At 69.8% G+C, this 23767-nt stretch carries 19 protein-coding genes and 1 pseudogene; 5 read left to right on the forward strand and 15 right to left on the reverse strand.

Annotation, left to right across the window (positions count from 1 at the left end):
* Nucleotides 1–71: 71 nt before the first annotated feature.
* Nucleotides 72–1295, reverse strand: a complete 1224-nt coding sequence (gene ftsY / locus ABZX79_RS18520; RefSeq protein ID WP_355258210.1) for a signal recognition particle-docking protein FtsY — start codon at nt 1293–1295, stop codon at nt 72–74.
* Between the two features lie 153 nt (nt 1296–1448).
* Between ftsY and ABZX79_RS18525 the strand changes: the two genes are divergently transcribed.
* Together ABZX79_RS18525 and ABZX79_RS18530 are read left to right on the forward strand one after the other, a co-directional pair.
* Nucleotides 1449–2912: a cytosine permease gene (locus ABZX79_RS18525; RefSeq protein ID WP_355258213.1), complete on the forward strand. Its 1464-nt coding sequence runs from the start codon at nt 1449–1451 to the stop codon at nt 2910–2912.
* Nucleotides 2913–2974: 62 nt separating this feature from the next.
* Nucleotides 2975–3946: an LLM class flavin-dependent oxidoreductase gene (locus tag ABZX79_RS18530; RefSeq protein ID WP_355258216.1), complete on the forward strand. Its 972-nt coding sequence runs from the start codon at nt 2975–2977 to the stop codon at nt 3944–3946.
* A 41-nt stretch (nt 3947–3987) separates the two neighbouring features.
* Here the strand turns inward: ABZX79_RS18530 and ABZX79_RS18535 are convergent, their stop codons facing one another.
* The 4 genes from ABZX79_RS18535 to ABZX79_RS18550 form a co-directional block, all read right to left on the reverse strand.
* A complete protein-coding gene (locus ABZX79_RS18535; RefSeq protein ID WP_355258219.1) occupies nt 3988–5406 on the reverse strand; it encodes a sugar porter family MFS transporter in 1419 nt (472 codons plus the stop codon).
* Nucleotides 5407–5614: 208 nt separating this feature from the next.
* On the reverse strand, nt 5615–9433 hold the full coding sequence (locus tag ABZX79_RS18540) for an AAA family ATPase (protein WP_355258222.1): 3819 nt from the start codon (nt 9431–9433) through the stop codon (nt 5615–5617).
* Between the two features lie 204 nt (nt 9434–9637).
* Nucleotides 9638–9853, reverse strand: a complete 216-nt coding sequence (locus tag ABZX79_RS18545; RefSeq protein ID WP_028814575.1) for a hypothetical protein — start codon at nt 9851–9853, stop codon at nt 9638–9640.
* A gap of 369 nt (nt 9854–10222) precedes the next feature.
* On the reverse strand, nt 10223–10504 hold the full coding sequence (locus tag ABZX79_RS18550) for an acylphosphatase (protein ID WP_355258226.1): 282 nt from the start codon (nt 10502–10504) through the stop codon (nt 10223–10225).
* A 147-nt stretch (nt 10505–10651) separates the two neighbouring features.
* On the opposite strand from ABZX79_RS18550, the gene ABZX79_RS18555 reads away from it, so the two are divergent.
* Entirely contained in the window at nt 10652–11602 is a 951-nt protein-coding gene (locus ABZX79_RS18555; RefSeq protein ID WP_355258228.1) for a CAP domain-containing protein, read from the forward strand.
* A 21-nt stretch (nt 11603–11623) separates the two neighbouring features.
* Here the strand turns inward: ABZX79_RS18555 and ABZX79_RS18560 are convergent.
* Nucleotides 11624–12227: pseudogene (locus tag ABZX79_RS18560) on the reverse strand (flavodoxin family protein).
* A gap of 114 nt (nt 12228–12341) precedes the next feature.
* Between ABZX79_RS18560 and ABZX79_RS18565 the strand changes: the two are divergent.
* Nucleotides 12342–12743 carry a helix-turn-helix domain-containing protein gene (locus ABZX79_RS18565; protein ID WP_355258231.1) on the forward strand — a complete coding sequence of 134 codons (402 nt, stop codon included), beginning with the start codon at nt 12342–12344 and terminating at the stop codon, nt 12741–12743.
* Here the strand turns inward: ABZX79_RS18565 and mutM are convergent.
* The 9 genes from mutM to ABZX79_RS18610 form a co-directional block, all read right to left on the reverse strand.
* Nucleotides 12716–13576, reverse strand: coding sequence for a bifunctional DNA-formamidopyrimidine glycosylase/DNA-(apurinic or apyrimidinic site) lyase (gene mutM, locus ABZX79_RS18570; protein ID WP_355258234.1), 861 nt, complete (start codon nt 13574–13576; stop codon nt 12716–12718). The genes ABZX79_RS18565 and mutM overlap by 28 nt on opposite strands.
* 69 nt (nt 13577–13645) lie before the next feature.
* The gene (gene rnc / locus ABZX79_RS18575; protein WP_355258237.1) at nt 13646–14497 is read right to left on the reverse strand and encodes a ribonuclease III; all 852 of its coding nucleotides are present in this window, start codon (nt 14495–14497) and stop codon (nt 13646–13648) included.
* A gap of 7 nt (nt 14498–14504) precedes the next feature.
* A complete protein-coding gene (gene rpmF / locus ABZX79_RS18580) occupies nt 14505–14678 on the reverse strand; it encodes a 50S ribosomal protein L32 (protein WP_003965982.1) in 174 nt (57 codons plus the stop codon).
* 2 nt (nt 14679–14680) lie between these two features.
* A complete protein-coding gene (locus ABZX79_RS18585) occupies nt 14681–15322 on the reverse strand; it encodes a DUF177 domain-containing protein (protein WP_355258299.1) in 642 nt (213 codons plus the stop codon).
* 139 nt (nt 15323–15461) lie between these two features.
* On the reverse strand, nt 15462–16517 hold the full coding sequence (locus ABZX79_RS18590) for a cell division initiation protein (protein WP_355258240.1): 1056 nt from the start codon (nt 16515–16517) through the stop codon (nt 15462–15464).
* A 120-nt stretch (nt 16518–16637) separates the two neighbouring features.
* A complete protein-coding gene (gene coaD / locus ABZX79_RS18595) occupies nt 16638–17117 on the reverse strand; it encodes a pantetheine-phosphate adenylyltransferase (protein ID WP_206281711.1) in 480 nt (159 codons plus the stop codon).
* Between the two features lie 26 nt (nt 17118–17143).
* Entirely contained in the window at nt 17144–17728 is a 585-nt protein-coding gene (gene rsmD, locus ABZX79_RS18600) for a 16S rRNA (guanine(966)-N(2))-methyltransferase RsmD (protein WP_355258243.1), read from the reverse strand.
* A gap of 58 nt (nt 17729–17786) precedes the next feature.
* On the reverse strand, nt 17787–21017 hold the full coding sequence (locus ABZX79_RS18605) for a helicase-related protein (RefSeq protein ID WP_355258246.1): 3231 nt from the start codon (nt 21015–21017) through the stop codon (nt 17787–17789).
* A 583-nt stretch (nt 21018–21600) separates the two neighbouring features.
* Entirely contained in the window at nt 21601–23298 is a 1698-nt protein-coding gene (locus ABZX79_RS18610) for a DAK2 domain-containing protein (protein WP_355258249.1), read from the reverse strand.
* Nucleotides 23299–23505: 207 nt separating this feature from the next.
* Between ABZX79_RS18610 and rpmB the strand changes: the two genes are divergently transcribed.
* Complete coding sequence (rpmB, locus tag ABZX79_RS18615) at nt 23506–23691, forward strand: 50S ribosomal protein L28 (RefSeq protein WP_003957616.1); 186 nt, start codon at nt 23506–23508, stop codon at nt 23689–23691.
* Nucleotides 23692–23767 lie beyond the last annotated feature (76 nt).

Here is a 23767-nt window from a genome sequence, read left to right on the forward strand (position 1 = left end):
CGCTTGAGGACCGGGGGACTGGGGCAGCGCCCCTCACGCGGCGGAGCCGCCCCGCAGGCGCCCCGCCCGCCCTAGTCGCCGATCAGGGCGTCCACGAACGCCTCCGGCTCGAACGGCGCCAGGTCGTCCGCGCCCTCGCCGAGGCCGATCAGCTTCACCGGCACGCCCAGCTCGCGCTGCACCGCGATCACGATGCCCCCCTTCGCCGTGCCGTCCAGCTTCGTCAGCACGATCCCGGTGATGTCCACGACCTCCGCGAACACCCGCGCCTGCACCAGACCGTTCTGCCCGGTCGTCGCGTCCAGCACCAGCAGCACCTCGTCCAGCGGCCCGTGCTTCTCCACGACCCGCTTGACCTTGCCGAGCTCGTCCATGAGCCCGGCCTTGGTGTGCAGGCGGCCCGCCGTGTCGATGAGTACGACGTCCGCGCCCTCGGCGATACCTTCCTTCACCGCGTCGAAGGCGACCGACGCCGGGTCGCCGCCCTCGGGCCCGCGCACCGTGCGCGCGCCGACCCGGTCGCCCCAGGTCTGGAGCTGGTCGGTGGCGGCCGCGCGGAACGTGTCCGCCGCGCCCAGCACCACGCTGCGCCCGTCGGCCACCAGCACACGGGCGAGCTTGCCCGTGGTCGTGGTCTTGCCGGTGCCGTTGACGCCGACGACCATGACGATGCCCGGGACGTCGGTGGCGCTCTCGGTCTTGACCGCGCGGTCCATGTCCGTACCGAGCAGGTTCAGCAGCTCCTCGCGGAGCAGCCCGCGCAGCTCGTCCGGCGTACGCGTGCCGAGCACCCGTACGCGCTCACGCAGCCGCTCGACCAGTTCCTGGGTCGGGGCGACGCCGACGTCCGCGGTGAGCAGCGTGTCCTCGATCTCCTCCCAGGTGTCCTCGTCGAGGTGTTCGCGGGAGAGCAGGGTCAGCAGACCCTTGCCGAGCGTGTTCTGCGAGCGGGCGAGCCGGGCGCGCAGCCGCACCAGGCGGCCGGCGGTGGGCTCGGGGATCTCGATCTCGGGCGCGACGGGTTCGGCGACGACCGGGTCCTCGACGGCGACGGGCTCCTCGACGGCGGTCGACGCGTCGGGGAGGCCCACCTCCTCGATGGTCCGGCGCGCTTCGTCGCGCGGTGGCGCCGCGTCCTCGCCGACCTGCGGTTCGGCGGGCGGAGCGGTGATGGTCGGCGTGGTCGGCGGCGCCTGGGGCGGCAGCTGCTTCTTCTTGCGGCTGCTGACCACGAGCCCGCTGATGGCGCCGATCGCGACCAGGGCGATGACTACAGCAAGAATGAGGATTTCCATAACCCACCCAGTATCAGCCACAGCCGCGACGCAGAGCCTTGTCGGAGGCTCACACGAGGGCCTTGCGTAGGATTTGGACCTTTTGGGGGGACCGCACGCAGGTGTGCCCGTAAGATGCTGTTCGTTCCCCCCACCCCTGCACGGAGTTCCACCATGCCTGAAACGTCCGCCCCGGAGTCCGAGGGCGCGATAGAGACCCGCGGTCTTGAGCCCGTCCCCGACAGCGAGCGCTCGGGCCGCGTCCGTGAACTCTTCCCCACCTGGGTCGCCGCCAACATCAGCGTGCTCCTGCTCACCATGGGCGCCGGCCTGGTCGTCTTCAACGGCCTGAACATCTGGCAGGTACTGGCCGTGGCCGTCGCGGCGCCCGTCGTCTCGTACGGGCTCGTCGGCCTGATCTCGATCGCGGGCAAGCGCGGCGGATCCCCGGGCATGGCGCTCTCCAGGGCGGTGTTCGGTCAGCGGGGCAATCTCTTCCCCGGCTCGCTGATCTGGGTCGCGCGCTGGGGCTGGGAAACGATCAACGCGGTGACGGGTGCGTACGCCGTCCTGACGGTCCTCGATCTGCTCTTCGGCATCAAGAGCAACACCGTGCTCATCGTCGTGACGCTGCTGCTCTTCGTCGGCTGCACCTTCCTCGTATCGGGCCTCGGCATCAACGCCCTGCGCCGGTGCAGCACCTGGTCGACGTATCTCTTCGGCGCCTTCAGCGTGCTCGTGCTGGTCTACCTGATCGCCGGCACCGACTGGTCCGCCGTGTTCGCCAAGCCGGCCGGCTCGACCGCGATGATGATCGCGGGCATCGGCACCATCGCGGCCGGCGGCATCAGCTGGGTCCCCTCCGGCCCCGACTTCACCCGCTACCTTCCGCGTACGGCGTCGGGCAAGGGCCTGGTCGCCGCGACCATCGGTGGCGCGGGCGTCGTCGTCCTGCCCATGGTCCTGATGGGTGCGGTCATGGCCGTCAGTACGCCGGACCTGGCGTCGGCCACCGACCCGGTGTCGTTCATCGGCGAGCTGCTGCCGACCTGGATCGCCGTTCCGTACCTGCTGATCGCCCTGATCGGCATGCTGCTGATCAACTCGATGTCGATGTACTCGGCCGGCTTCACCGCGCAGACGCTGGGCATCAACGTGTCGCGCGCCTGGGCCGTGAGCGTGAACGCGATCATCAGCCTGATCTTCGGCTTCCTGCTCATGGTGGTGGCGACGAGCTTCTTCGGTTCGTTCATCTCCTTCCTGACGCTGCTGGCCGTGGCGTTCTCGGCGTGGATCGGCGTCTTCGGGGTGGACATGCTGAGCCGTCGTACGTACGACGGTGAGGCGCTCATGGACACCACCCGCACCAGTGGTTACTGGTACCGGGGCGGTTTCGCCTGGCAGGCCATGACGGCGTGGGGCGTCGCGCTGGTGGCGGGCCTGCTGTTCACCAAGGTCGACTGGTTCGCCGGGCCGCTCGCCGGTTCCTGGATCGGGCGCAACGGCCTGGGCTGGGCGGCGACGGTCGTCGTGGCGGCGGTGCTGTACGCGGTGCTGCCGAGGACGAAGCCGGTGCCACAGCCGGAGCCGGAGGCCGAGGCGCCGCAGCCCGAGCGCGTCGGAAGCCTGTCCAACTGACGTAACGTCAACTAACGTCCCCCTTCGCCACATCGACACCCGGCGGAGGGGGACGTTTCGTCATGGCCTTCACAGTGGTCCGCTTCAATCTCGTCGATCCGGACGCGACCCCCGACACGCACGCCGCCCGCTATCGCGCCGCGCTGGAGATGGCCGCGTACGCCGACGACCGCGGCCTCGACACCGTCCAGACCGAGGAGCACCACGGCACCGCCAACGGCTGGCTGCCCTCCCCCTTCGTCTTCGCCGGCTCGGTCCTGGGCGCGACCCGGCGCATCACCGTCACCGTCTCCGCGATCATCGGTCCGCTGTACGAGCCGCTGCGGCTGGCCGAGGACATCGCCGTACTCGACCTGATCGGCAAGGGACGCCTGGTCACGGTCGCGGGCATCGGCTACCGGCCGGAGGAGTACGAGCAGTTGGGCGTCGACTGGGGGCGGCGCGGCAGGCTCCAGGACGAGGTGCTCGAAACGCTGCTGCTGGCGTGGACCGGCGAGCCGTTCCCGTACCGGGGCAGGACCGTGCGCGTCACGCCGCGTCCGTACACCCAGCCGCATCCGCTCCTGCTGGTCGGCGGGTCCTCGCAGGCGGCGGCCCGGCGCGCGGCGCGGCTCGGGTTGCCGTTCTTCCCGAGCGCGCACCTGCCCGAGCTGGAGTCGTACTACCACGCGCGACGGGCGGAGTCCGGGACCGAAGGCTTCTGCATGATGCCGGCGGCCGAGACGCCGCTGCTGCATGTCGCGGAGGATCCGGACCGTACGTGGGCCGAGTACGGCGAGCACTTCCTGCACGAGGCGCAGACGTACGCCTCCTGGCAGTCCAAGGACATCAAGTCGGCCGTACGCTCGCGGGCGACCAGCGTCGAGGAGCTGCGCGAGGAGGGGGTCTACCGCGTCGTGACGCCGGACGAGTGCGTGGCGCTGGCCGCCGACAGTCTCGTACTGCATCCGCTGTGCGGCGGCATGCCGGTGGACGAGGGCTGGCGAAGCCTCCATCTGTTCTGCGAAAACGTACTGCCCCGGCTCAATGGGTGAGCCGGGGCAGTACCGCGTTCGAGGAGCGGGGCAGCGGGGGTTTAGCCCATCTCCTCCAACGCCTTGCCCTTGGTCTCCTTCACGAACTTGAGCATGAAGGGGATCGAGAGCACGGCGAAGAATGTGTAGATCACGTACGTCCCCGAGAGGTTCCACTCGGAGAGGCTCGGGAAGCTCGCGGTGATCGCCCAGTTGGCGATCCACTGCGCGGAGGCGGCGACGCCGAGCGCGGCGGCGCGCAGCCGGTTCGGGAACATCTCACCGAGGAAGACCCAGACGACGACACCCCACGAGAGGGCGAAGAAGAGCACGAAGACGTGGGCGGCGATCAGCGCGACGATGCCCTCGGTGTGCGGCAGCTTGCCGTCGATCAGGTTCGCGGAGAAGGCCCAGGCCTCGAAGGCGAGGGCGAGCGCCATACCGGTCGAGCCGATGAGCGCGAGCGGCCTGCGGCCGATGCGGTCGACGAAGATCATGGCGATCACGGTGCCGACGATGTTGATGATCGACGTGGTGAACGAGTAGAAGAAGGAGTCGCTCGGGTTGATGCCGACGGACTGCCACAGCGTCGCGGAGTAGTAGAAGGCGACGTTGATGCCGACCAGCTGCTGGAAGACCGAGAGGCCGATGCCGACCCAGACGATGGGCAGGAAGCCGAAGCGGCTGCCGAGCAGGTCCTTGAAGGTGGACTTGTGCTCGCTGCGCATCGCGTGCTCGATCTCGGCGACGCGCAGGTCGAGGTCGATGTTCTTGCCCTCGACGTCGGCCAGGATCTCCTTGGCCTTGTCGACCTTGCCGACGGAGATCAGGAAGCGCGGCGACTCGGGGATGGCGAAGGAGAGCAGACCGTAGAAGACGGCCGGGACCACCATCACGCCGAGCATGACCTGCCAGGCCTCGATGCCGAGCAGCTTGCCGCGCTGGTCGCCGTCGGCGAGGTTGAGGATGCCCCAGTTGACGAGCTGGGAGACGGCGATGCCGATGACGATGGCGGCCTGCTGGAAGGCGCCGAGGCGGCCGCGGTACGCCGGCGGGGCGACCTCGGCGATGTACGCCGGGCCGATGACCGAGGCCATACCGATGGCGATGCCGCCGAGCACGCGCCAGAAGGCCAGGTCGTACAGGGCGAACGGCAGCGCTGAGCCGACGGCGCTGATGGTGAACAGTGCGGCCGCGATCTGCATGACGCGGATCCGGCCGATGCGGTCGGCGATGCGGCCCGCGGTGGCGGCGCCGATGGCACAGCCGATCAGGGCGATGGCGATGACCTGGGCGAGGGTGCCGGATCCCACGTCGTACTTGCCGCGGATGCCTTCGACGGCGCCGTTGATCACCGAGCTGTCGTAGCCGAAGAGGAAGCCGCCCATGGCGGCTGCCGCCGTGATGAAGATGACGTGGCCGAGGTGGTCCGGGTGGGCCTCGCGGGCTCCGGACGCCAGTGGTTTCGCAGTGCTGGTCACATCAACTCCTGGTGCCTGGCCGCGTCGCCTGGCGTGGGGGGCAAGCACTTCAAGTGGGGCATGACATCCCGCCGCGCACCACTTGAAGGTAAAAACGACGTTGCCGAGACTATGTCTTCAGGTTTCGAAGTCAAGAGGTGGGGAACGTGAAATTCACGGCCCGGACATGTCGCCTTGCGTTCAAGTTTTGAAGGTTATGGCGAGCCTCTCAGCGAAGCCGCTGGCTGATGACCTTGGAGACGCCGTCCCCCTGCATGGACACGCCGTACAGCGCGTCGGCGACCTCCATCGTCCGCTTCTGGTGAGTGATCACGATCAGCTGGGAGCTCTCCTGGAGCTCCTCCATGATCCGAATCAGCCGCTGGAGATTGGTGTCGTCGAGCGCGGCCTCGACCTCGTCCATCACGTAGAACGGGCTCGGCCTGGCCTTGAAGATCGACACCAGCATGGCGACGGCCGTCAGCGACCGCTCACCGCCGGAGAGCAGCGACAGCCGCTTGACCTTCTTGCCCGGCGGTCTGGCCTCGACATCGACACCCGTGGTGAGCATGTTGTCGGGATCCGTCAGGATCAGCCGCCCCTCACCGCCCGGGAAGAGCCGCGAGAAGACCCCTTCGAACTCCCGCGCCGTGTCCCGGAACGCCTCGCTGAAGACCTGCTCGACGCGCTCGTCGACCTCCTTGATGACCTGCATCAGGTCGGTGCGCGTCTTCTTCAGGTCTTCAAGCTGCTCGGAGAGGAACTTGTGGCGCTCCTCCAAGGCCGCGAACTCCTCCAGGGCGAGCGGGTTCACCTTCCCGAGCTGCTGGTACGCCCGTTCGGCCGCCCTGAGCCGCTTCTCCTGCTCCGCGCGCACGAACGGCCGCGGCTGGTTGCGGGGGTCCTGCGGATCCTCCGGCGCCTCCTCGCCCTCGGCGGGCGGCGACGGCGGTACGGGCTGGTCGGGCCCGTACTCCGCCACCAGTCCCGCCGGTTCCACGCCCAGTTCCTCCAGCGCCTTGGTCTCCAGCTGCTCGATGCGCAACCGCTTCTCGGCGCCGAGCACCTCGCCGCGGTGGACCGAGTCCGTCAGCTTGTCGAGCTCGCCCTTGAGGTCCCGGCCGCGACCGCGCTCGGCCACGAGCTCGCCCTCCCGCTCGGCCTTGGCCGCCTCAGCCGCGGCCCGCTCCTCGTCGGCCCGTACGAGAGAGACCTCGACGTGGGCCAGCAACTGCCGCGCACCGGACGCGACGGCCGCCGCCACCTGGGCCTCGTGGCGCAGCCGGGCGCGCCGCTGTTCGGCGCGCGCCCTCGCCTCACGCTCGGCGCGCGCCCCCCGGTCGAGCGCGTCCGCCCGCCCCGCGAGACCCTTCACCCGCTCCTCGTGCGTACGGGCCTGGAGCCTGGCCTCCATCTCGGTCTGGCGAGCGTTGGCCCCGTCGGCGGCGAGCCGGTCGCGCACGGAAGTGTCCGGCTCCTCCTGTACGGGCGCCTCCTCGGCCACCAGCAACCGCTCGGCCAGCTCCTGGGCCTCCTCCGTGGCCCGCTCCAGCGCCTCCTGGGCCTTGGCGGCGGCAGCGGCCGACCGCTCGGCCTCGCCGGCGGCGCCGCGCGCCTGCCCGGCGAGCCGCCCGAGCTGCTGCGCGACGCCCGATTTCTCCCGGTCGGCGGCCCGGCACCGCTGGGCCAGCTCCTCGACGAGCGCGACACACGTGGTACGCCGCTCCTGCGCCCGGTGCTGCGCCCCGGCCAGCTCCTCGCACCGTACGGCCAGCTCCTCCAGCTCGGCGGCGGCCTCGTCGACGGAGGCCTGCACCTCCAGCAGGCTGGGCGCCCCGGCCGACCCGCCTTGCGCGAAGTACGCCCCGAGAACATCGCCCTCAGCGGTGACAGCGGTCAGCGAGGGCCGAGCAGCAACCAGATCCTCGGCGTCTTCCAGCGTCCCTACGACAACCATGTCCCGCACCAGCCGCCGCACGGCAGCCATCAGCTCAACGGGCCCCCGCACCAGATCGGCAACAGCCGGGGCCGCACCGCTCTCCTGCCGGGGGGCGACCACGGCACGCTCCACCCCGGCACCGGCAGCTTCGTCCCCCGGCCCATACGCACGCCCCTGCCCGGGCACGCCGTGCCCGGCCCCGGCCGGCACGCCGACTCCGGCGCCGCCCGCTTGGTCCGGCACACCGCCGACGGCTGCGGACCCGTAGGCGCCGACGGCTGCCGAGGCGTGACCAGAATCCCCGTCGCACCCGGCCGGCACCGCGGTCCCCGCCGGGACGCATGCGGCTGCCGGGGCCTCAGGGGTCGCCGGGGCCGCCGGCGCGCCCGGCAGGAGTACCGCTCGGCCCGCGTCCTGTTTGCGCAGGAGGCGGATCGCTTCGGCGGCCGTGGCCGGGTCCGTCACCGCGATCGCGTCGGCCGCCGCGCCCAGCGCCGCCGCCACCGGGATCTCGTAGCCGGGGGCCACCGTGAGGAGTTCCGCCGCCGGTCCCAGCAGGCCGGTCAGCCGGGGCTGCGCGGCGAGCAGTGTGCCCGTGCCGTCCTTACGTCGCAGCCCCAGGGCCAGCGCGTCGTGCCGCGCCGACGTCGCCGCCCGGCGGCGCTCGGCGGAGGTCGCCGCTTCCCGGGCCGCCGTGAGGTCGGCCTCCGCCTCGGCGAGGTCGCGTTTGGCCGCCTCGTGCTGTTCGGCCAGGTCGGACTCGCCCGCGTCCAGCCCGTCCACCTCGGCCTTGAGCTGCTCGTACTCCTCCTGTGCGGCGACGGCCCGCTCCCGCGCGCCCTCGTGCGCGGCGGCCAGCCGGTCGATCTCCGCCTGGGCGGAACCGGCCCTGCTACGGGCCGCGTTGACCTGGCCGTTCAACCGGGCGAGCCCTTCGCGCCGGTCGGCGATGGCCCGGGCCGCGTCCTTCAGCCTGCGTTCCTCGGCGGCCAGCTCCCGTTCGAGTCCGGCCCGGTGCTCGACCGTGTCCTCCAGCGCCCGCTGCGCCGCCTCCAGCGCGGCTTCGAGCTCCGCCTCCTGCTCGCGGATCTTCGCGGCCTCGCGCTCCATGCTTTCAGGGTCTCTGAACTCGCGCCCGCGCCGCTCCTCCTCGGGGGCGGCCGTCGTGGCGCTCTTCACCCGAGCGTCGGCCAGCGAAACCGTGCCCCGCACCCGCTCCGCCAGCTGCGACAGTTCGTACCAGGTCTGCTGCGCCCGCTGCAGTCGCGGAGCGAGGCGGCGTACCTCTTCCTCCAGCTCCGCCTCCCGCGCGAGCGCGGCCCGCAGCTGCGCCTCCGCCGCGTCCTTGCGCTCCTTGAGCGCCGCCTCGTCGGCGATCTCCGCGCGCAGCGCTTCGCGCAGCTTCACCAGGTCGTCGGCGAGCAGCCGCAGCCGGGAGTCACGCAGGTCGGCCTGGATGACGGCGGCCCGCCGCGCCACCGCCGCCTGCCGCCCCAGCGGCTTGAGCTGCCGGCGCAGTTCGTTGGTCAGGTCCTGTATGCGCGAGAGATTCGCCTGCATCGCGTCCAGCTTCCGCAGCGCCTTCTCTTTCCGCTTGCGGTGCTTGAGGACTCCCGCGGCCTCCTCGATGAACGCCCGGCGCCCCATCGGATCGGCATGCAGTACGGAGTCGAGCTGGCCCTGCCCGACGATCACGTGCATCTCCCGCCCTATCCCGGAGTCGGAGAGCAACTCCTGGATATCGAGCAGTCGGCACGTATCGCCATTGATCTGATATTCGCTGCCGCCGTTGCGGAACATGATCCGCGTAATGGTGACTTCGGCGTACTCGATGGGCAGCGCACCGTCGGAGTTGTCGATGGTCAGCGAGACCTCGGCGCGGCCGAGCGGTGGCCGCCCGGTCGTCCCGGCGAAGATGACGTCCTCCATCTTGCCGCCGCGCAGCGACTTCGCGCCCTGCTCTCCCATCACCCACGACAGGGCGTCCACCACGTTGGACTTGCCCGAGCCATTCGGGCCTACGACGCAGGTGATCCCTGGTTCGAACCGCAGCGTCGTGGCCGATGCGAATGATTTGAAACCGCGGAGAGTCATGGCCTTGAGATGCACCGCCGCACTCTACCTTTCACCGCCGGTTTCACCTCTGAAGGTGCAGGGCACATCAGACGGTAAGGGAAGAGGTCTACACACGGGGCGCAAAAAAAGAAGGGACGCCGAAGCGTCCCTTGCAATGTCTTGCTGGTAGATCTTGATGCAGATCTCAAGCGGCTGATACGGACAGCCTGACGGGCTCGGATTCTCCTACGAACCGTGTCAGGTGAGCGCAGGCTCCGCCTGGGGTACGTCGATGTCGATGCTGTCGAGCAGCGAATCTCCGCGGTGGTGAGCGGCGGCGCTGAGCGCGTCGTTCTCGGACTGAATCCGGTTGAGCTCGGATTCAAGATCCTGGACGCGCTGCTGAAGCCGTCGCATCTCGGCGAGGAGTCGCGGGTCGGAGCCGCCGACGTAACCGAGAAGCGCCTTTGCCATGATGGATGGTCCTCCACACTGAGTGACCGACCGAAGCGGTGGTGGGTCGTGAGGGAATCGCACCCGCGGTGCTTGTCATCTCTGTTGTTCTCAATGCCAAACAGCTAAGGTGCGCGGGGCTTCCAGAGTCTCACCAAAAAGTTTGACGGTCAACACGATCACGCCCCGTATCGCTGGGCAGCCCGGGGGCGAGCAGCCGCGGAATGCGCGGTGCCGCCTCTTCTGCGGGGCCCTGGGGGCGTAGAGATCATCCGTAGTCGGCAGCTTTCCACGACAAGCGTTTCTTGGCAACCACCAGGTCGTTTCTGTCCCAGGCACCTGCCACGGGCAGCTGCGGAATGCGCCGGTGGCGCCCCGCGCCGGGATTGATCACCGGATCGCGAAGCCCGTATAACCGCCGCGCGGTGTGCCCCAGATCTCCGTCACTCCGTCGACCTTCCCGGGAGTGTCGGGCGAGCGCAGCCATTCCAGCAGACGGTGGCAATTCTCACGCGGTCCCTCCGCCACCACCTGTACCCGGCCGTCGTCCAGGTTGAGGGCGAAGCCGGCGATGCCGCCGATTTCCAATGCGTTTGCCCTGGTGAACCAGCGGAAGCCCACTCCCTGTACTCGACCGCGTACCCAGGCGGTGAGCCGCACATCTTCGTTCATGACTGCACGCTAACTGGCCAATTGCTCACGAGGCACTTCGCCCCCACGCGTCATGGCGTACAGTCCCGACGAAATGAGGCCTCACTCATTCGGGTGAGGCGCATTGACGTTGACCACGTCGAGTAAGCATTGAGGAAGGCACAGCAGATGGGACGCCATCGTCGCTCCGCCGCCGGACCCGTAGCAGCAGACCACGCGGACGCCCCGGCCGGCCGGTATCAGGGTGGTACGCGCCGCCGGAAGAAGCGGGCCGCGCCCGTACGCACCGGGCTGCTCGGCGTCTCCGCCGCCGTGGCCATGGGTGCGGTGGCCGTCACCTCCGGGCTGCTTCCCGGCGGGGACAACTACTCCTTCAGCGGCGGCTCGGGTGACCAGGTGCGCACCGAAGGCGCGCCCGAGCTCCAGACGCAGGGCGGCAGCTCGGTGGAGCCCACGGACCGGGCGACGACGCCCGCCGCCGAGGACACCGGACGTGCGCAGGCGCCCTCGGCGCCGTCGGGGTCCCCTTCGCCCAAGCCGAAGCCCACGCAGCCCTCCCAGAAGCCGTCCGCTGAGCCGTCGGCGAAGCCTTCCGAGCGCAAGACGGCCGCCCCGGACCGCCGCACCGAAAAGCCGGCCGCGCCCGAGAGAAGCCAGAGCCAGAGCCCCAAGCCCGACCGCGCCGTGCCCACTCCCCCGGCCAAGATCCCGGGCCTCGGCAACGGCTCCGGCTCCGGCTCCGAAGCCACCGCCGAGGCCACCGTCGTTGCCCTGGTGAACCAGGAGCGGGCGACGGCCGGCTGCGCCCCGGTCCGGACGGACGGCCTCCTGTCCACGCTGGCCGAGGACTTCAGCCAGGACATGGCCGCCCGCGACTTCTTCGACCACACCGACCCGGACGGGGCGACCCCCTGGGACCGCGCCGAAAAGGCGGGCATCAGCGGCCTGGGCGGCGAGAACATCGCCCGCGGCCAGGCCGACGCCCAGGCGGTGATGGACGCCTGGATGAACAGTGAAGGCCACCGGGCGAACATACTGAACTGCGACTTCAAGACCCTGGGCGTCGGCGTGCACATGGGCCCCGGCGGCCCCTGGTGGACACAGAACTTCGGCTTCTGAGCCTCCTTCCGTACAGGAAGGTCAGGCGGCGACGGCTTCCCGGCCCGCCGCGAAGACCTTGGCGGTTTCCGCGATACGGCGGCCGAGGTGCTCGGCGGTCGCGATGTCCGCCTTGTGTACGGCCTCGGGGCCCTCGTCGGAGTTGGTCTGGGCGCCGGCGCCCGAGAAGAACCCGAGGCGGTTGAGGTCGTTCTCGGAACCCTCGGTGGAGTTCCAGCCGGGCTTGAGGCCCAGGCTCACCCAGTGCATGGCGTGCTGTGCGGCGAGGGTCTGGAAGAACTGCAGGGTGTGCAGCTTGTCGCCGCTCTTGGAGGCGGAGTTGGTGAATCCCGCTCGCCAGCTTGTCGTGCCAGGCGTCCGTGAACCAGCGCTTAGAGGAATCCTCGGCGAACTGGTGGAAGGCGCCCGACGCGGTCCCCATGTAGGTGGGCGAGCCGAAGACGATCGCGTCGGAGGCGTCGAGCAGTTCCCACTGCTCGTCGCTGATCTCGTCGACCTTGATCACATGAACGGTGGCTCCGGCGTCGGCCGCTCCGGCGCGGACGGCCTCGGCGACGACGGCGGTGTGGCCGTAGCCGGAGTGGTAGGCGATCGAGACTACGGGCGGGACAGCGGGGGTGGTCATGACTGACGGTCTCCTCGTCGGTGCTTCTGCTCGGTGACTGGCGACAGAAGAAAAACACTAACTTTCAGAAAGCGCAACCCATTGGTTAGCGCTGCGCCCGAGTATGCTGGTCGCATGGACAGCACCGCGCAGCAGACCTGCGGCGACTCCGACTTCGACGTGTTCTCCAAGCTGTGCCCGTCGCGCGGCACGCTGGAGGATGTGACGGGGCGCTGGGGCAGCCTGACGATCGGCGCCCTACAGGAGGGCGGCACCCTCCGCTTCAATGAACTGCGCCGCCGGGTCGAGGGCGTGAGCGAGAAGATGCTGTCCCAGACGCTGCACGCGCTGGAGCGGGACGGACTCGTCAGCAGGCAGGCGCAGCCGACCAACCCGCCCCGCGTCGACTACGAGCTGACGCCGCTGGGGCAGGACATCGCGGAACGGCTGCTCGCCCTGATCGACCTGGTCGAGGGACGCATGCCGGAGGTACTGACGGCGCGCGAGCGTTACGACGAGACGCGCGGAGGGCGCTGACAGCGCGGGCAGAAGTAGCTGGAGCGGTTCATCCAGGGGCGCCGGCGCATCGCCGTCCCGCAGCGGCGGCACGGTTCGTCCTCACGCCCGTACGCGTCCAGGGACCGCTCGAAGTAGCCCGACTCGCCGTTCACATTCACGTACAGGCTGTCGAAGCTGGTGCCGCCGACAGCGAGCGCGGCGTTCATGACGTCCCGCGCATGGCCGAGGAGCTCGGCCGCGCGGGGGCGCGTGAGGGTCGAGGTGGGGCGCTCGTAGTGCAGCCGCGCGCGCCACAGCGCCTCGTCGGCGTAAATGTTGCCGACACCGCTGATCAGCGACTGGTCGAGCAGGGCGCGCTTGACGGTCGTACGGCGCAGGCGCAGCGCCGTACAGAACGCGGCGTCGTCGAAGGCCGGGTCCAGCGGGTCGCGCGCGATGTGCGCGATGACGTCGGGGAGCCCGTCGGGGGAATTGTCGTGCAGCGAGAGCCCGCCGAAGGTGCGCTGGTCGACGAAGCGCAGCTCCGTGCGGAAGTCATCGTCGAAGCGGACGCGGATGCGCAGGTGCTTCTCGTCGGGGGCGGATTCCGGCTGTACGAGCAGCTGGCCGCTCATCCCGAGGTGTCCGAGGACGGACGCGGCGGTGTCTTCGAGCGGCAGCCAGAGGTACTTGCCGCGGCGGCGCGCGGCCCCGATGCGGTGCCCCTTGAGGCGTACGGCGAAATCCTCACCGCCGGCGAGGTGGCGGCGTACCGCCCGGGGGTGGAGCACCTGCACTTCGGAGACGGTGCGGCCGGTGACCCAGCGCTCCAACCCGCGTCGTACGACTTCGACTTCGGGCAGCTCAGGCACGGATGCAGCATACCTCTGTGCCCCCTGCCGGGATCCGGCAGGGGGCACAGAGGGCAGTGCTCGCGTGACTCAGGCGGTGGTCTGGGCCGACGGCGTCGCGTCGTCGGCCGTGTCCCTCACGGGCGTTGCCGCGGCCGTGTCCTCGGCCGCCGCGCGCTCGTCCGCGGCCGCGCGAATCGCGCGCCACGCGGACTCCGCCGCCTGCTGTTCCGCTTCCTTCTTGCTGCGGCCGGTGCCGGTGCCGTACGAGACACCACCGACGCGGGCAGCAGCAGTGAAGGTCTTCTCGTGGTCCGGTCCGGTCTCCGAAACGAGGTACTCGGGTACGCCGAGACCCTCGCTCGCGGTGAGCTCCTGGAGACTGGTTTTCCAGTCCAGGCCCGCACCGAGGCCCGAAGACCTCTCGATCAGCGGATCGAAGAGCCGGTGCACCAGTTCTGATGCGGCTCCCAGGCCCTGATCGAGATAAACGGCGCCGATCACCGCTTCAAGGGTGTCGGCCAGGATGGATGCCTTGTCCCTGCCGCCCGTGCCCTCTTCGCCCCGGCCGAGCCGGATGAAGGAGCCGAGTTCGAGGCCGCGGCCCACCTCCGCGAGTGCACGAGAATTGACCACCGCGGCCCGCAGTTTGGCCAGCTGGCCTTCGGGCAGATCGGGGTGGGTCCGGTACAGCGTGTCCGTGACCACCAGGCCGAGCACGGAATCCCCGAGGAACTCGAGGCGCTCGTTGGTGGGCAGACCGCCGTTCTCGTACGCGTACGAACGGTGGGTCAGCGCACGCACCAGAAGGGCGGACTCGAGCTGATAGCCGAGCCGCCCTTCCAGAAGCGTGTGGGACGAGGCTGTTTTTTCCGCCGACTTGCCGGCGTAGTCCGCCTTGGCGTCATCCGCCTTCTTGGGGCTGGACACAGTGCCTCTCACCAGCCGCTCAGACCTCGAGGACCTGGCGCTTGTTGTACGTGCCGCAGCTCGGGCACGCGATGTGCTGGAGCTTCGGCTCCTGGCAACGCTCACACGAAACCAGGGTGGGGACCGCAGCCTTCCACTGCGACCGGCGGTGGCGCGTGTTGCTGCGCGACATCTTCCGCTTCGGAACAGCCACGGCTACTTCTCCTGCTTCTCGTCGACGCCCGACTCGGCGGCGTCGCCAATGTTGTCCTTCTCGCCGTCCTGGTTGGTCCCGGCGAGTCCTTGCAGTGCCGCCCATCGAATGTCGACGGCGTCATGATTGTGCTCGGGGTCCTCTTCCAGCCTGATCCCGCACTGCGGGCACAGGCCGGGACAGTCCTCCCGGCACACCGGCTGCATCGGTAGTGCGAGCACTACCGCATCACGCAGCACGGACTCGAGGTCGAACAGACCTTCCTCGAGATAGAGCCTGTCCTCGTCGTCCTCGTCGTCGTCGGCCGGTTCCGCCTTGTGGCGGCCCCGGTCATCGGCGGCAGGGTACGAGAACATCTCCTGGAAGTCCGCTGCAACGTCCAGCTCCAGCGGCTCCAGACACCTTACGCACTCCCCCTTGGCCGTCGCACGGGCGGTGCCTGTGACAAGCACCCCTTCCATGACGGATTCGAGGCGGAGCCTGAGATTCACCGGCGCGCCCTCCGGCACACCGACGACCCCTTCGATACCGAAGTCCTTGGGGGCCGCTACCGAGCGGGTCAGCCGCTGGAGCGCACCGGGACGCCGGCCCAGCTCGTGTGTGTCGAACACGAGGGGGTTGCGGTGGTCGAGGTGGGCGTTCAGGGGTCTTCCTGCTTTCGGTTCGCTGTGGTGGGCCGCCGTGTCGCCGTCGCGGAACGCGAAGCGGGCAGCCGTGATCGCGGGCATACGCGCGACCGAAGTGCCAGGATACTTGACGCTTCGCTCAGGGCCCAATCGGTCCCTAGCGCCCCTGCTCGTACTCCCGCAGCTGATCCAGGTCGATCATGCTCGTGTCGAAAAGGCTGGTCTCGTCGAGAGCGGCCTGCTGCTGGGGGACGTGCTGCGGCTGCTGGCCGTAGCCCTGCCCCTGGTCGTAGCCCTGCTGCTGGTACGCGTAGGGATCCTGCTGCTGGTAGGCGTACGGATCCGGCTGCTGGGCGGCGTACGGGTCCTGCGGCTGCTGGTACGCGTAGGGGTCCTGCTCCTGTTGCGGTTGCTGGTACGCGTACGGGTCGTACGGCTGCTGCGCGGGGATGTGCGGCTGCCCGGGCACCGGGAGGGCGGCCTGCGGCTCGGCCAGGTCGGCGAGGAAGTCCGCGTCGCTGCTGCGCTGCGCTCCGGCCTCGTCCTGGGCCACCATGTGCGCGCCGAGCTCGTCCGAGGCGACCCGTCCGTGCAGCTTCTGCCGGCCGCGGCCGACCGCTTCGAGGGTCTTGGAGAGCACGGCCTCGAAGGCGCCAAGCTTGGTGTCGACGTACTCGTCCGCGCGCTGGCGCAGGGTCTCCGGGTCGTGGCTGCGCTCCGGGGCTTCTGCGAAGTCGGGGTCCGCGTAACCCTGATCGTCGAGGCCGGGGCCGCGGCCGAGCAGCTTCTCGCGGCCGCGGTCGACAGAGCCGAGGGTCTTGGTGAGGACGACTTCGAAGTTCGCGAGCTTGGAGTCGACGTACTCGTCGGCCTCGGCGCGGATCTCCTCGGCGTCCCGGCGGGCCTCGCTGAGGATGCGGTCCGCCTCCTCCTGGGAGCGGCGCGCGATCTCGGTGTCCGAGATGAGCGAACCACGCTGGGCGTGCGCGGACTCGATGATCCGCTCGGCCTCCTGGCGGGCCTGCTCGGCCATCTGCTCGTGGCCGCCGAGCAGCTCCTGCGCCTGCGCGAGGGAGCCGGGCAGGGCCTGGCGTACCTCTTCGAGCATCGAGAGCAGATCGGCGCGGTTGACCACGCACGAGGCCGACATGGGCATGGACCGGGCGCTGCCCACCGCTTCGACGATCTCGTCGAGCTTCTTCTGCACGTCCACCGTGTGCTCGCCACCTGTTCTTCCGGCTGGAGACGGACGGGACGACTGTACGGGCAGTCGGCCCCCGCCCGACACCTGGTGACGCTCCGTCAGATTGTCACTTCTTTTGCACTTCTTCTGTCACTTCTTGGCGAGACGCTCGGTGAGCGCGCCGAGGACCCTCGGGGGGACCAGGTGGGAGACGTCGCCGCCCCAGGCCGCGACCTCCTTGACCAGGCTGGAGGAGAGGAAGCTGTAGGTGGGGTTGGTCGGGACGAACAGGGTCTCGACCCCCGAGAGGCCGTTGTTCATCTGGGCCATCTGGAGCTCGTAGTCGAAGTCGCTGACCGCGCGCAGGCCCTTCACGATGGCCGGGATGTCGCGCTCCTTGCAGAAGTCGACGAGAAGGCCGTGGAAGGACTCGACCTCGACGTTGCCGAACTCGGCGGTGATCTCGCGGATCAGGTCGATCCGCTCCTCGACCGTGAACAGTCCCTGCTTGGACTGGTTGATCATCACCGCGACGTGTACGACGTCGTACAGCTTGGAGGCGCGGGCGATGATGTCGAGATGTCCATTGGTGATCGGGTCGAATGACCCGGGACAGACTGCGCGGCGCATCTGTTGTCCCTCGCTCTCCGGTCCGGTCATCGTGCGTCTTCGCACGTAGAGGCGGCGCGACCGTACCAAAGCGTTCCCTCGCCGTAGCGACGGGCCCGCAATGGTTCAAATCCCTTGGGCCAGTTGAATTCTCCACCTCTTGTGCTGCGCTCCACGGTGGCGACGGCATCGTGCGTAAGCCAGCCCTGGGTGCGGAGTGTGAGGAGGATCTCGCGAAGATCGTCATCGGTGACGGCGTACGGAGGGTCGAGGAACACCACGTCGTACGGCGTCTCGGGCGCCGGACCTGTGATGATCTGCTCCGCTTTGCCCGCCCGGACTTCGGCGCCGGGCAGGCCCAGGGTGCGGACGTTTTCCCGGACGGTGCGGGCGGCCCGGCTGTCGGCCTCGACCAGCAGGGCGTGCACGGCGCCGCGCGACAGCGCCTCCAGGCCCACGGCGCCCGAGCCGGCGTACAGGTCGGCGATCCTGATGCCCTCGAGCGTGCCGAGCAGCGACTCCCAGGTGGAGAACATGCCCTCGCGCGCACGGTCGGAGGTGGGGCGGGTGCCGTTGCCCGGCGGGACGGCCAAGCGGCGTCCGCCGGCCGTGCCGGCGATCACGCGGGTCATGGGTGTCGGTTCCTAGGGTCGGTAGGGGTGAGTGGAGCAGATCCTGCTGCACCCATTGTCAGCCCTTGTCGAGGTACTGCTCCCTCTCCTTGTCCAGCAGGGCGTCAAGGGCGGTGCGCAGCTCCGGGAGCCGTTCGAGTTCGGGGTCGGCGGTGACGACGGCGACGGCCTCCTCGCGGGCGGCCACGATGACCTCCTCGTCGTCAATGACGGCGAGCATCCGAAGCGACGACCGGACACCGGACTGTGCCTGGCCGAGTACGTCGCCCTCGCGGCGCTGTTCGAGGTCGATGCGGGAGAGCTCGAAACCGTCCAGGGTGGCGGCCACTGCGGCCAGCCGGGCGCGGGCCGGGCTCGCCTCGTGCATCTCACTGACCAGCAGACACAGCCCGGGGGCCGAGCCACGGCCCACCCGGCCGCGGAGCTGGTGCAGCTGCGACACGCCGAACCGGTCGGCGTCCATGATCACCATCGCGGTGGCGTTGGGGACGTTCACGCCGACCTCGATGACGGTGGTGGCGACGAGGACGTCGACCTCGCCCGCGGAGAAGCGGCGCATCACGTCGTCCTTGTCGTCGGGCTGCATCCGCCCGTGCAGGACTTCGACGCGCAGGCCCTTGAGGGGGCCGGCGGAGATCTGCTCGGCGATTTCCAGGACGGCGAGCGGCGGCCGCTTCTCAGGATCGTCCTCGGCCTGCTTCTTCTTGCCCTTGGCTGCCTTCGGGTCGTCCTCGTCGTCGCCGATGCGGGGGCAGACGACGTACGCCTGATGCCCGTTCTCCACTTCCTCGCGCACGCGCTCCCACGCGCGGGCGAGGAAGTGGGGCTTGTCCTTGGCCGGGACGACGTGGGTGGCGATGGGCGAGCGGCCGGCCGGGAGCTGGTCGAGGACCGAGGTCTCCAGGTCGCCGAAGACCGTCATCGCGACCGTGCGCGGGATGGGCGTCGCCGTCATGACCAGCAGGTGCGGGGGCTGCTTGCCCTTGGAGCGCAGGGCGTCGCGCTGCTCGACGCCGAAGCGGTGCTGTTCGTCGACGACGACGAGGCCGAGGTCGTGGAACTGCACCTTGTCCTCGATGAGGGCGTGCGTGCCGATGACGATGCCTGCCTCGCCCGTGGCCAGGTCGAGGAGGGCCCGGCGGCGGACGGGCATGCCCATGGAGCCGGTGAGCAGCACGACCTTGGTGCCCTGCTCGGCGCCGCCGAGCATGCCGCCCTCGGCCAGTTCGCCCATCATCTCGGTGATCGACCGGTGGTGCTGCTGGGCGAGCACTTCGGTGGGCGCGAGCATCGCGGCCTGGCCGCCCGCGTCGACGACGGCGAGCATGGCCCGCAGCGCGACCATGGTGTTGTGGGTCACGGTGAAGTGGTCTGTCACGTACGCATGACTCGGATGAGCAACGCTGATGCACTGAACTGCTTTCCGCCCGACGTACTCCACTGCGCGGATTCCACGCCGGAAGGTGTTGCACTTCGGCCTGGGCTGCATGCGCACCGCCTTACGCCCCAACCTGAACGGCGCGTACAAGTCAGGGAGGGCGATCGACACGTTGAAGGCGGCCTTCTTCGGCAGCACCCTGGCCCTGCCACCGAGGGAACGCACAAGCCAGGCCACGTCGTCGGCCAGTTGTCTCGACGCGGAACAGAACGAGACATTCATGCCGCTGGACGGCACAGTGCCGTCGGTGTCCAGCAGACCCTGCAGAACAGCCAGGCGGTTTTTGATCGTCGTGTTCTTGAAGACAGCCGGGATGAACTTTCCGTGCGATGTGATGCCCCACAACCCCAAGGACCGAAGGGCGCTGATCACCGGATTTCCGCGTGTCCCATCCTTCGCCGCAGCCATCTGGATCGTGTAGTCGCACCGGGATCCGGGCACCGGTCGAAGTTCACACTCCGGGGTAACGGCCGCACTGGCGGCAGCGAGGATCTCGTCATCGACCGTGGACAGCCTCAGGTGGTGACGGAATGAGCCATCCCCCAAGAGGAGACCGAAAAGGTAGGGATCGAGAGGCGGTTCCGCATCGCCGGCGAGGTCGACTGGGGCCGCCGGCGGGATGTACCACTTGGAATGACCGTTCGCCTTGTGGGTGTCCAGTCGGATCTCGCGTGTCGTCATGACCTTCGGTGTCTGTCCGCGGTCCCAGGCGCGGCTGGTGCCCACGATCCAGAGATGCTCATCGTCGCATTCGACGGCCGTGCCGTCGGACAGCACAATGCGCCACACCTCCCGTTCGCCCTGCGGGAAGACCCCGTCCACCACGGCCAGTTCACCAGTGGGGACCACCACGGTGTCGCCTACGGCCATATCCCCCATGAGCCGGTATCCCTGCGGGGTCAGAACCATCGCATCGAGCGGCTGCGCTTTGCCGCTGCCCACTTCGCCCTGGAGGAGGCGGTGCATGGGGTGCTCGGTGGAGAGGTCGTCGAAGATCTCCTTGGAGACCTTCTGCTGGCCGTCGGTGAGGGTGAAGGGCAGCTTGGCGTCGAAGGCGTCGAGCAGGCCGCCGGGGGAAGGTCGGCGGGCGACGGCCGGGAGCTGGGTGTCGGCGAACCGGCGCCGGGCGAGCGCGACTTGGAGTACGAACGCCTCGTCCCACTTGAGGCGGTCTCGCGCCTCGGCGATGTCCGCCTTGGTACGCGGCCGGTGGACCTTGCGGAACGCGTCGGGCAGGTCGGTGAGCCCGCGGCCCTCGCGCAGGGCGGGCGGCAGGGGGTCGGCGACCTCCTGCCAGCCGGTGGCCTCCATCGAGGCCAGGACGACGTCGACCGTCTTGGCGATCTTCCAGCTCTCCATCTGGGCGCAGGCGGGGTAGAGCGGGATCAGCTGGTTCGCCCAGGCCTCGACGGCGTCGGCGCCGGTGTCCTTGCCGAGCATTTCGTACGCGGGGTGGCTGAGCTGGCGGATGTTGCGGAACATGCCGACCTTGCCGGAGAACATGCCGCGGCGGCCCGGCAGCAGTTCCTTCTGGTGGTGGTAGATCGACTTGCCGAAGAAGACCAGCTGGAGCCGTCCGCTGCCGTCGGTGAGGGTCACCTCCAGGCGCTGGCCCTTGCCGTTGGCGAACCGCAGGACGCGGGCGTCGGCGACCTGCGCCACGACGGTGGCGTGCTCGTCGAGCGGGAGGTCGGCGAGCTGGGTCAGCTCACCGCGTTCGGCGTACCGCCGGGGGTAGTGGTGCAGCAGGTCACCGACCGTGTGCAGGTCGAGGTGCTCGGCCATCACCTTCGCGGTGGTGCCGCCGAGCGTCTTCTTGAGTGGTTCGTCGAGCGCGGGCACGGGATCCATTGCACACCACACCACTGACAGTGGGCGACGTCCGGAGGCGCGAGGGCCGGATTTCTCCCCGCCCCGCCCCTTCCCCCTGCGTCATTCGCGCCTCCGGCGCGGGGCGGCCCTCGGACCCCGGACGCCCGCCGGGCGGGTCCTCAATCGCCGGACGGGCTGGATTTTGCTGGAGTGGATCCTCGGAGCGCGGCAATCTCGGCTGGGCCGAAGCCCACCTCAGACGGAGCCTCAAGCACCCCCCCTCGGCCGGAGCCCCGGCTCTACGAAGGCCACCTTGGCGAAGCACTGCGCCAGCCGAACCCCGGCTAGACGAAACGCTGGCTCACGAAGCACGCCCAGCGAAGCACTGGGCCCGGCGAAGCCCGGTTCGGCGAGATGCCGGCCCGGGAAGCACGCTCGGCGAAGCACTGGGCCCGGCGGAGTCCGGTCGGCCAAGCGGTGGCTTGGCGGAGGCCGCTCGGCCGGGTTCACCTCGCCCTGGTCGGCAAAGCCGGCTCGGCGGCTCGCCCCGGCGAATTCAGCCCCTCCGGCGTTTGAGGAGCGGGGTCTGGGGCGGAGCCCCACGCGGCGGAGCCGCACATGTCTACTCGACGCCGATCAGCAGTGGGGACGACTGGCGGCCGCCGTCGTACGTGATCGTGTCCACCGCCAGGTGGGACTCCCGGACGTGCGCCTCCAGGTACTCCGCCAGGCCCGGCGGGACGTCCTCGCCCAGCACCAGCGTGACCATCTCGCCGCCCGCCGCCAGCATGCGGTCCAGCACCGTACGGGCCGCCGCCGTCAGGTCGGACCCGATCACGACCACATCGCCGTCGATCAGGCCGAGCACATCACCCGCCTGGCAGATGCCGGCCATCGTCCAGGACTGGCGCTCGGCCACGGTCAGTTCGCCGTAGCGGGTGGCGCCCGCCGCCGACGTCATTGCCACGACGTCCTCGTCGAAGCGGCGGTCCGGTTCGTGGACGGCGAGGGCCGCGATGCCCTGGACCGCCGCGCGGGTGGGGATGAGGGCGACCCGTACCCCTTCGGCGCGGACCTGTTCCGCCGCCGCGGCGGCGGTGTGCCGCAGGTCGGCGTCGTTCGGCAGCAGGACGACCTCGCGCGCGTGGGCGCGCCGGATCGCCTCCGCCAGCTCCCCGCTCGCGGGCGGCTCCCCCGGGCGCGCGAGCACAGTGGTCGCGCCCGCCTCGGCGCATAGTCCCGCCAGGCCCTCGCCGGGTACGACGGCGACGACCGCCCGCTGGGCCCGTTCCCGGGGCGGCGCGACCCGGTCGGCGGCGAAGTGCGTGATGCGGATCCGGTACGGCCGGCCGGCCTCGACGCCCGCCTCCACCGCCGCGCCCGCGTCGTCCACGTGCACATGGACGTTCCACAGGCCGTCGCCCCCGACGACGACGAGCGAGTCCCCGAGCCCGTCGAGCCGGGTACGCAGCCGGCTCACCGCCGCGTCGTCCGCCTCAAGCAGGTAGATCACCTCGAAGGCGGGACCGCCCTCCTGCGCCGCCTCCGCCGGGCAGTCGGTCTCATCGGCCATGGACAGCGGCGCCGCCGGCGCTTCCCACTTGCGTACGGCGACGGCCTCGCCCGAGACCGCTTCGACCAGCGCGCCGAGCACGGCCACCAGGCCCCGCCCGCCCGCGTCGACGACGCCCGCACGGCCGAGCACCGCCAGCTGCCGGGGGGTCTCGTCGAGTGCGGCGCGCGCGCCTTCGTACGCCGCGCGCGCCACGCTGCTGGTGTCGTCGCCGCCCGCGCTCTCGGCGGCGTCTGCCGCCGCCGTGGCGACGGTCAGGACCGTGCCCTCGACGGGGTGCGCGACTGCCTGGTACGCCGATTCACTCGCCCTGCGCAGCGCCCGCCGTAGCCCCTCGGCGTCGGCGGCCCGGTCGGAAAGGACCTGCGCCATGCCGCGCAGCAACTGCGCCAGGATGGTTCCCGAGTTGCCCCGGGCGCCGATGAGGGCGCCGTGCGCCATGGCCCGTACGGAGTCCGCGAGAGCGGGCCCCGAGGCCTGTACAGCGTCGGCGCCGCCCGTGACGGTCTCGTGAGCGGTGAACACCGCTTCCACGGCCTGAACGGCCGATTCCACGGTCAGGTAGAGGTTGGTGCCGGTGTCCCCGTCCGCGACCGGATAGACATTGATCGCGTCGATTTCCTCGCGGGCTCTGCCCAAGGCCTCCAGTGCCAGCGAGCACCAGGTGCGTACCGCGACGGCGTCGAGGGTCTGCGGCACCTGGCGTCCTCCTTGAGAGCGGGTTGAACCGCAGGGTAGTCGCGCCATGCGCCGCACAGGAGGCGGGGGCGGACGCGGGGGACGGGGCGGGGGCCCTCGGGAGCCGTGGTAGTTTCGTTCTACGGGAGCAGCCGATGTATGCTGCTCCGGTTGCCCGATGAAAATCGGGACATTCCCCCGGCTACGCCACTCGATTCTTCGATCCCGGCATGCCGGGATCCACTGTAAGTGCATCTGAAGTCTTTGGAGTGACCCGTGGCTGCCAACTGCGACGTCTGCGGCAAGGGGCCGGGCTTCGGCAACAACATTTCGCACTCGCACCGCCGTACGTCTCGTCGCTGGAATCCCAACATCCAGCGCGTGCGTGCAGTGGTCGGTCGGACGCCGAAGCGGCTCAACGTCTGCACCTCGTGCATCAAGGCCGGCAAGGTCTCGCGCTGACGTATGCCAAGCGCGGCCACCTAGCTGGTTGCTTAAGAACCGGTCCACCCTCGCGGTGGGCCGGTTCTTTTTATGC

The sequence above is a fragment of the Streptomyces sp. NPDC002994 genome (assembly GCF_040611155.1).
Classification (GTDB): Bacteria; Actinomycetota; Actinomycetes; order Streptomycetales; family Streptomycetaceae; genus Streptomyces.

Bases quoted from the DNA above. Each gene is read 5' to 3' on its own strand.
- ftsY (WP_355258210.1), bottom strand. From the start codon at position 1,295: ATGGAAATCCTCATTCTTGCTGTAGTCATCGCCCTGGTCGCGATCGGC.
- ABZX79_RS18525 (WP_355258213.1), top strand. From the start codon at position 1,449: ATGCCTGAAACGTCCGCCCCGGAGTCCGAGGGCGCGATAGAGACCCGC.
- ABZX79_RS18530 (WP_355258216.1), top strand. From the start codon at position 2,975: ATGGCCTTCACAGTGGTCCGCTTCAATCTCGTCGATCCGGACGCGACC.
- ABZX79_RS18545 (WP_028814575.1), bottom strand. From the start codon at position 9,853: ATGGCAAAGGCGCTTCTCGGTTACGTCGGCGGCTCCGACCCGCGACTC.
- ABZX79_RS18550 (WP_355258226.1), bottom strand. From the start codon at position 10,504: ATGAACGAAGATGTGCGGCTCACCGCCTGGGTACGCGGTCGAGTACAG.
- ABZX79_RS18555 (WP_355258228.1), top strand. From the start codon at position 10,652: ATGGGACGCCATCGTCGCTCCGCCGCCGGACCCGTAGCAGCAGACCAC.
- ABZX79_RS18565 (WP_355258231.1), top strand. From the start codon at position 12,342: ATGGACAGCACCGCGCAGCAGACCTGCGGCGACTCCGACTTCGACGTG.
- coaD (WP_206281711.1), bottom strand. From the start codon at position 17,117: ATGCGCCGCGCAGTCTGTCCCGGGTCATTCGACCCGATCACCAATGGA.
- rsmD (WP_355258243.1), bottom strand. From the start codon at position 17,728: ATGACCCGCGTGATCGCCGGCACGGCCGGCGGACGCCGCTTGGCCGTC.
- ABZX79_RS18605 (WP_355258246.1), bottom strand. From the start codon at position 21,017: ATGGATCCCGTGCCCGCGCTCGACGAACCACTCAAGAAGACGCTCGGC.
- ABZX79_RS18610 (WP_355258249.1), bottom strand. From the start codon at position 23,298: ATGGCGCGACTACCCTGCGGTTCAACCCGCTCTCAAGGAGGACGCCAG.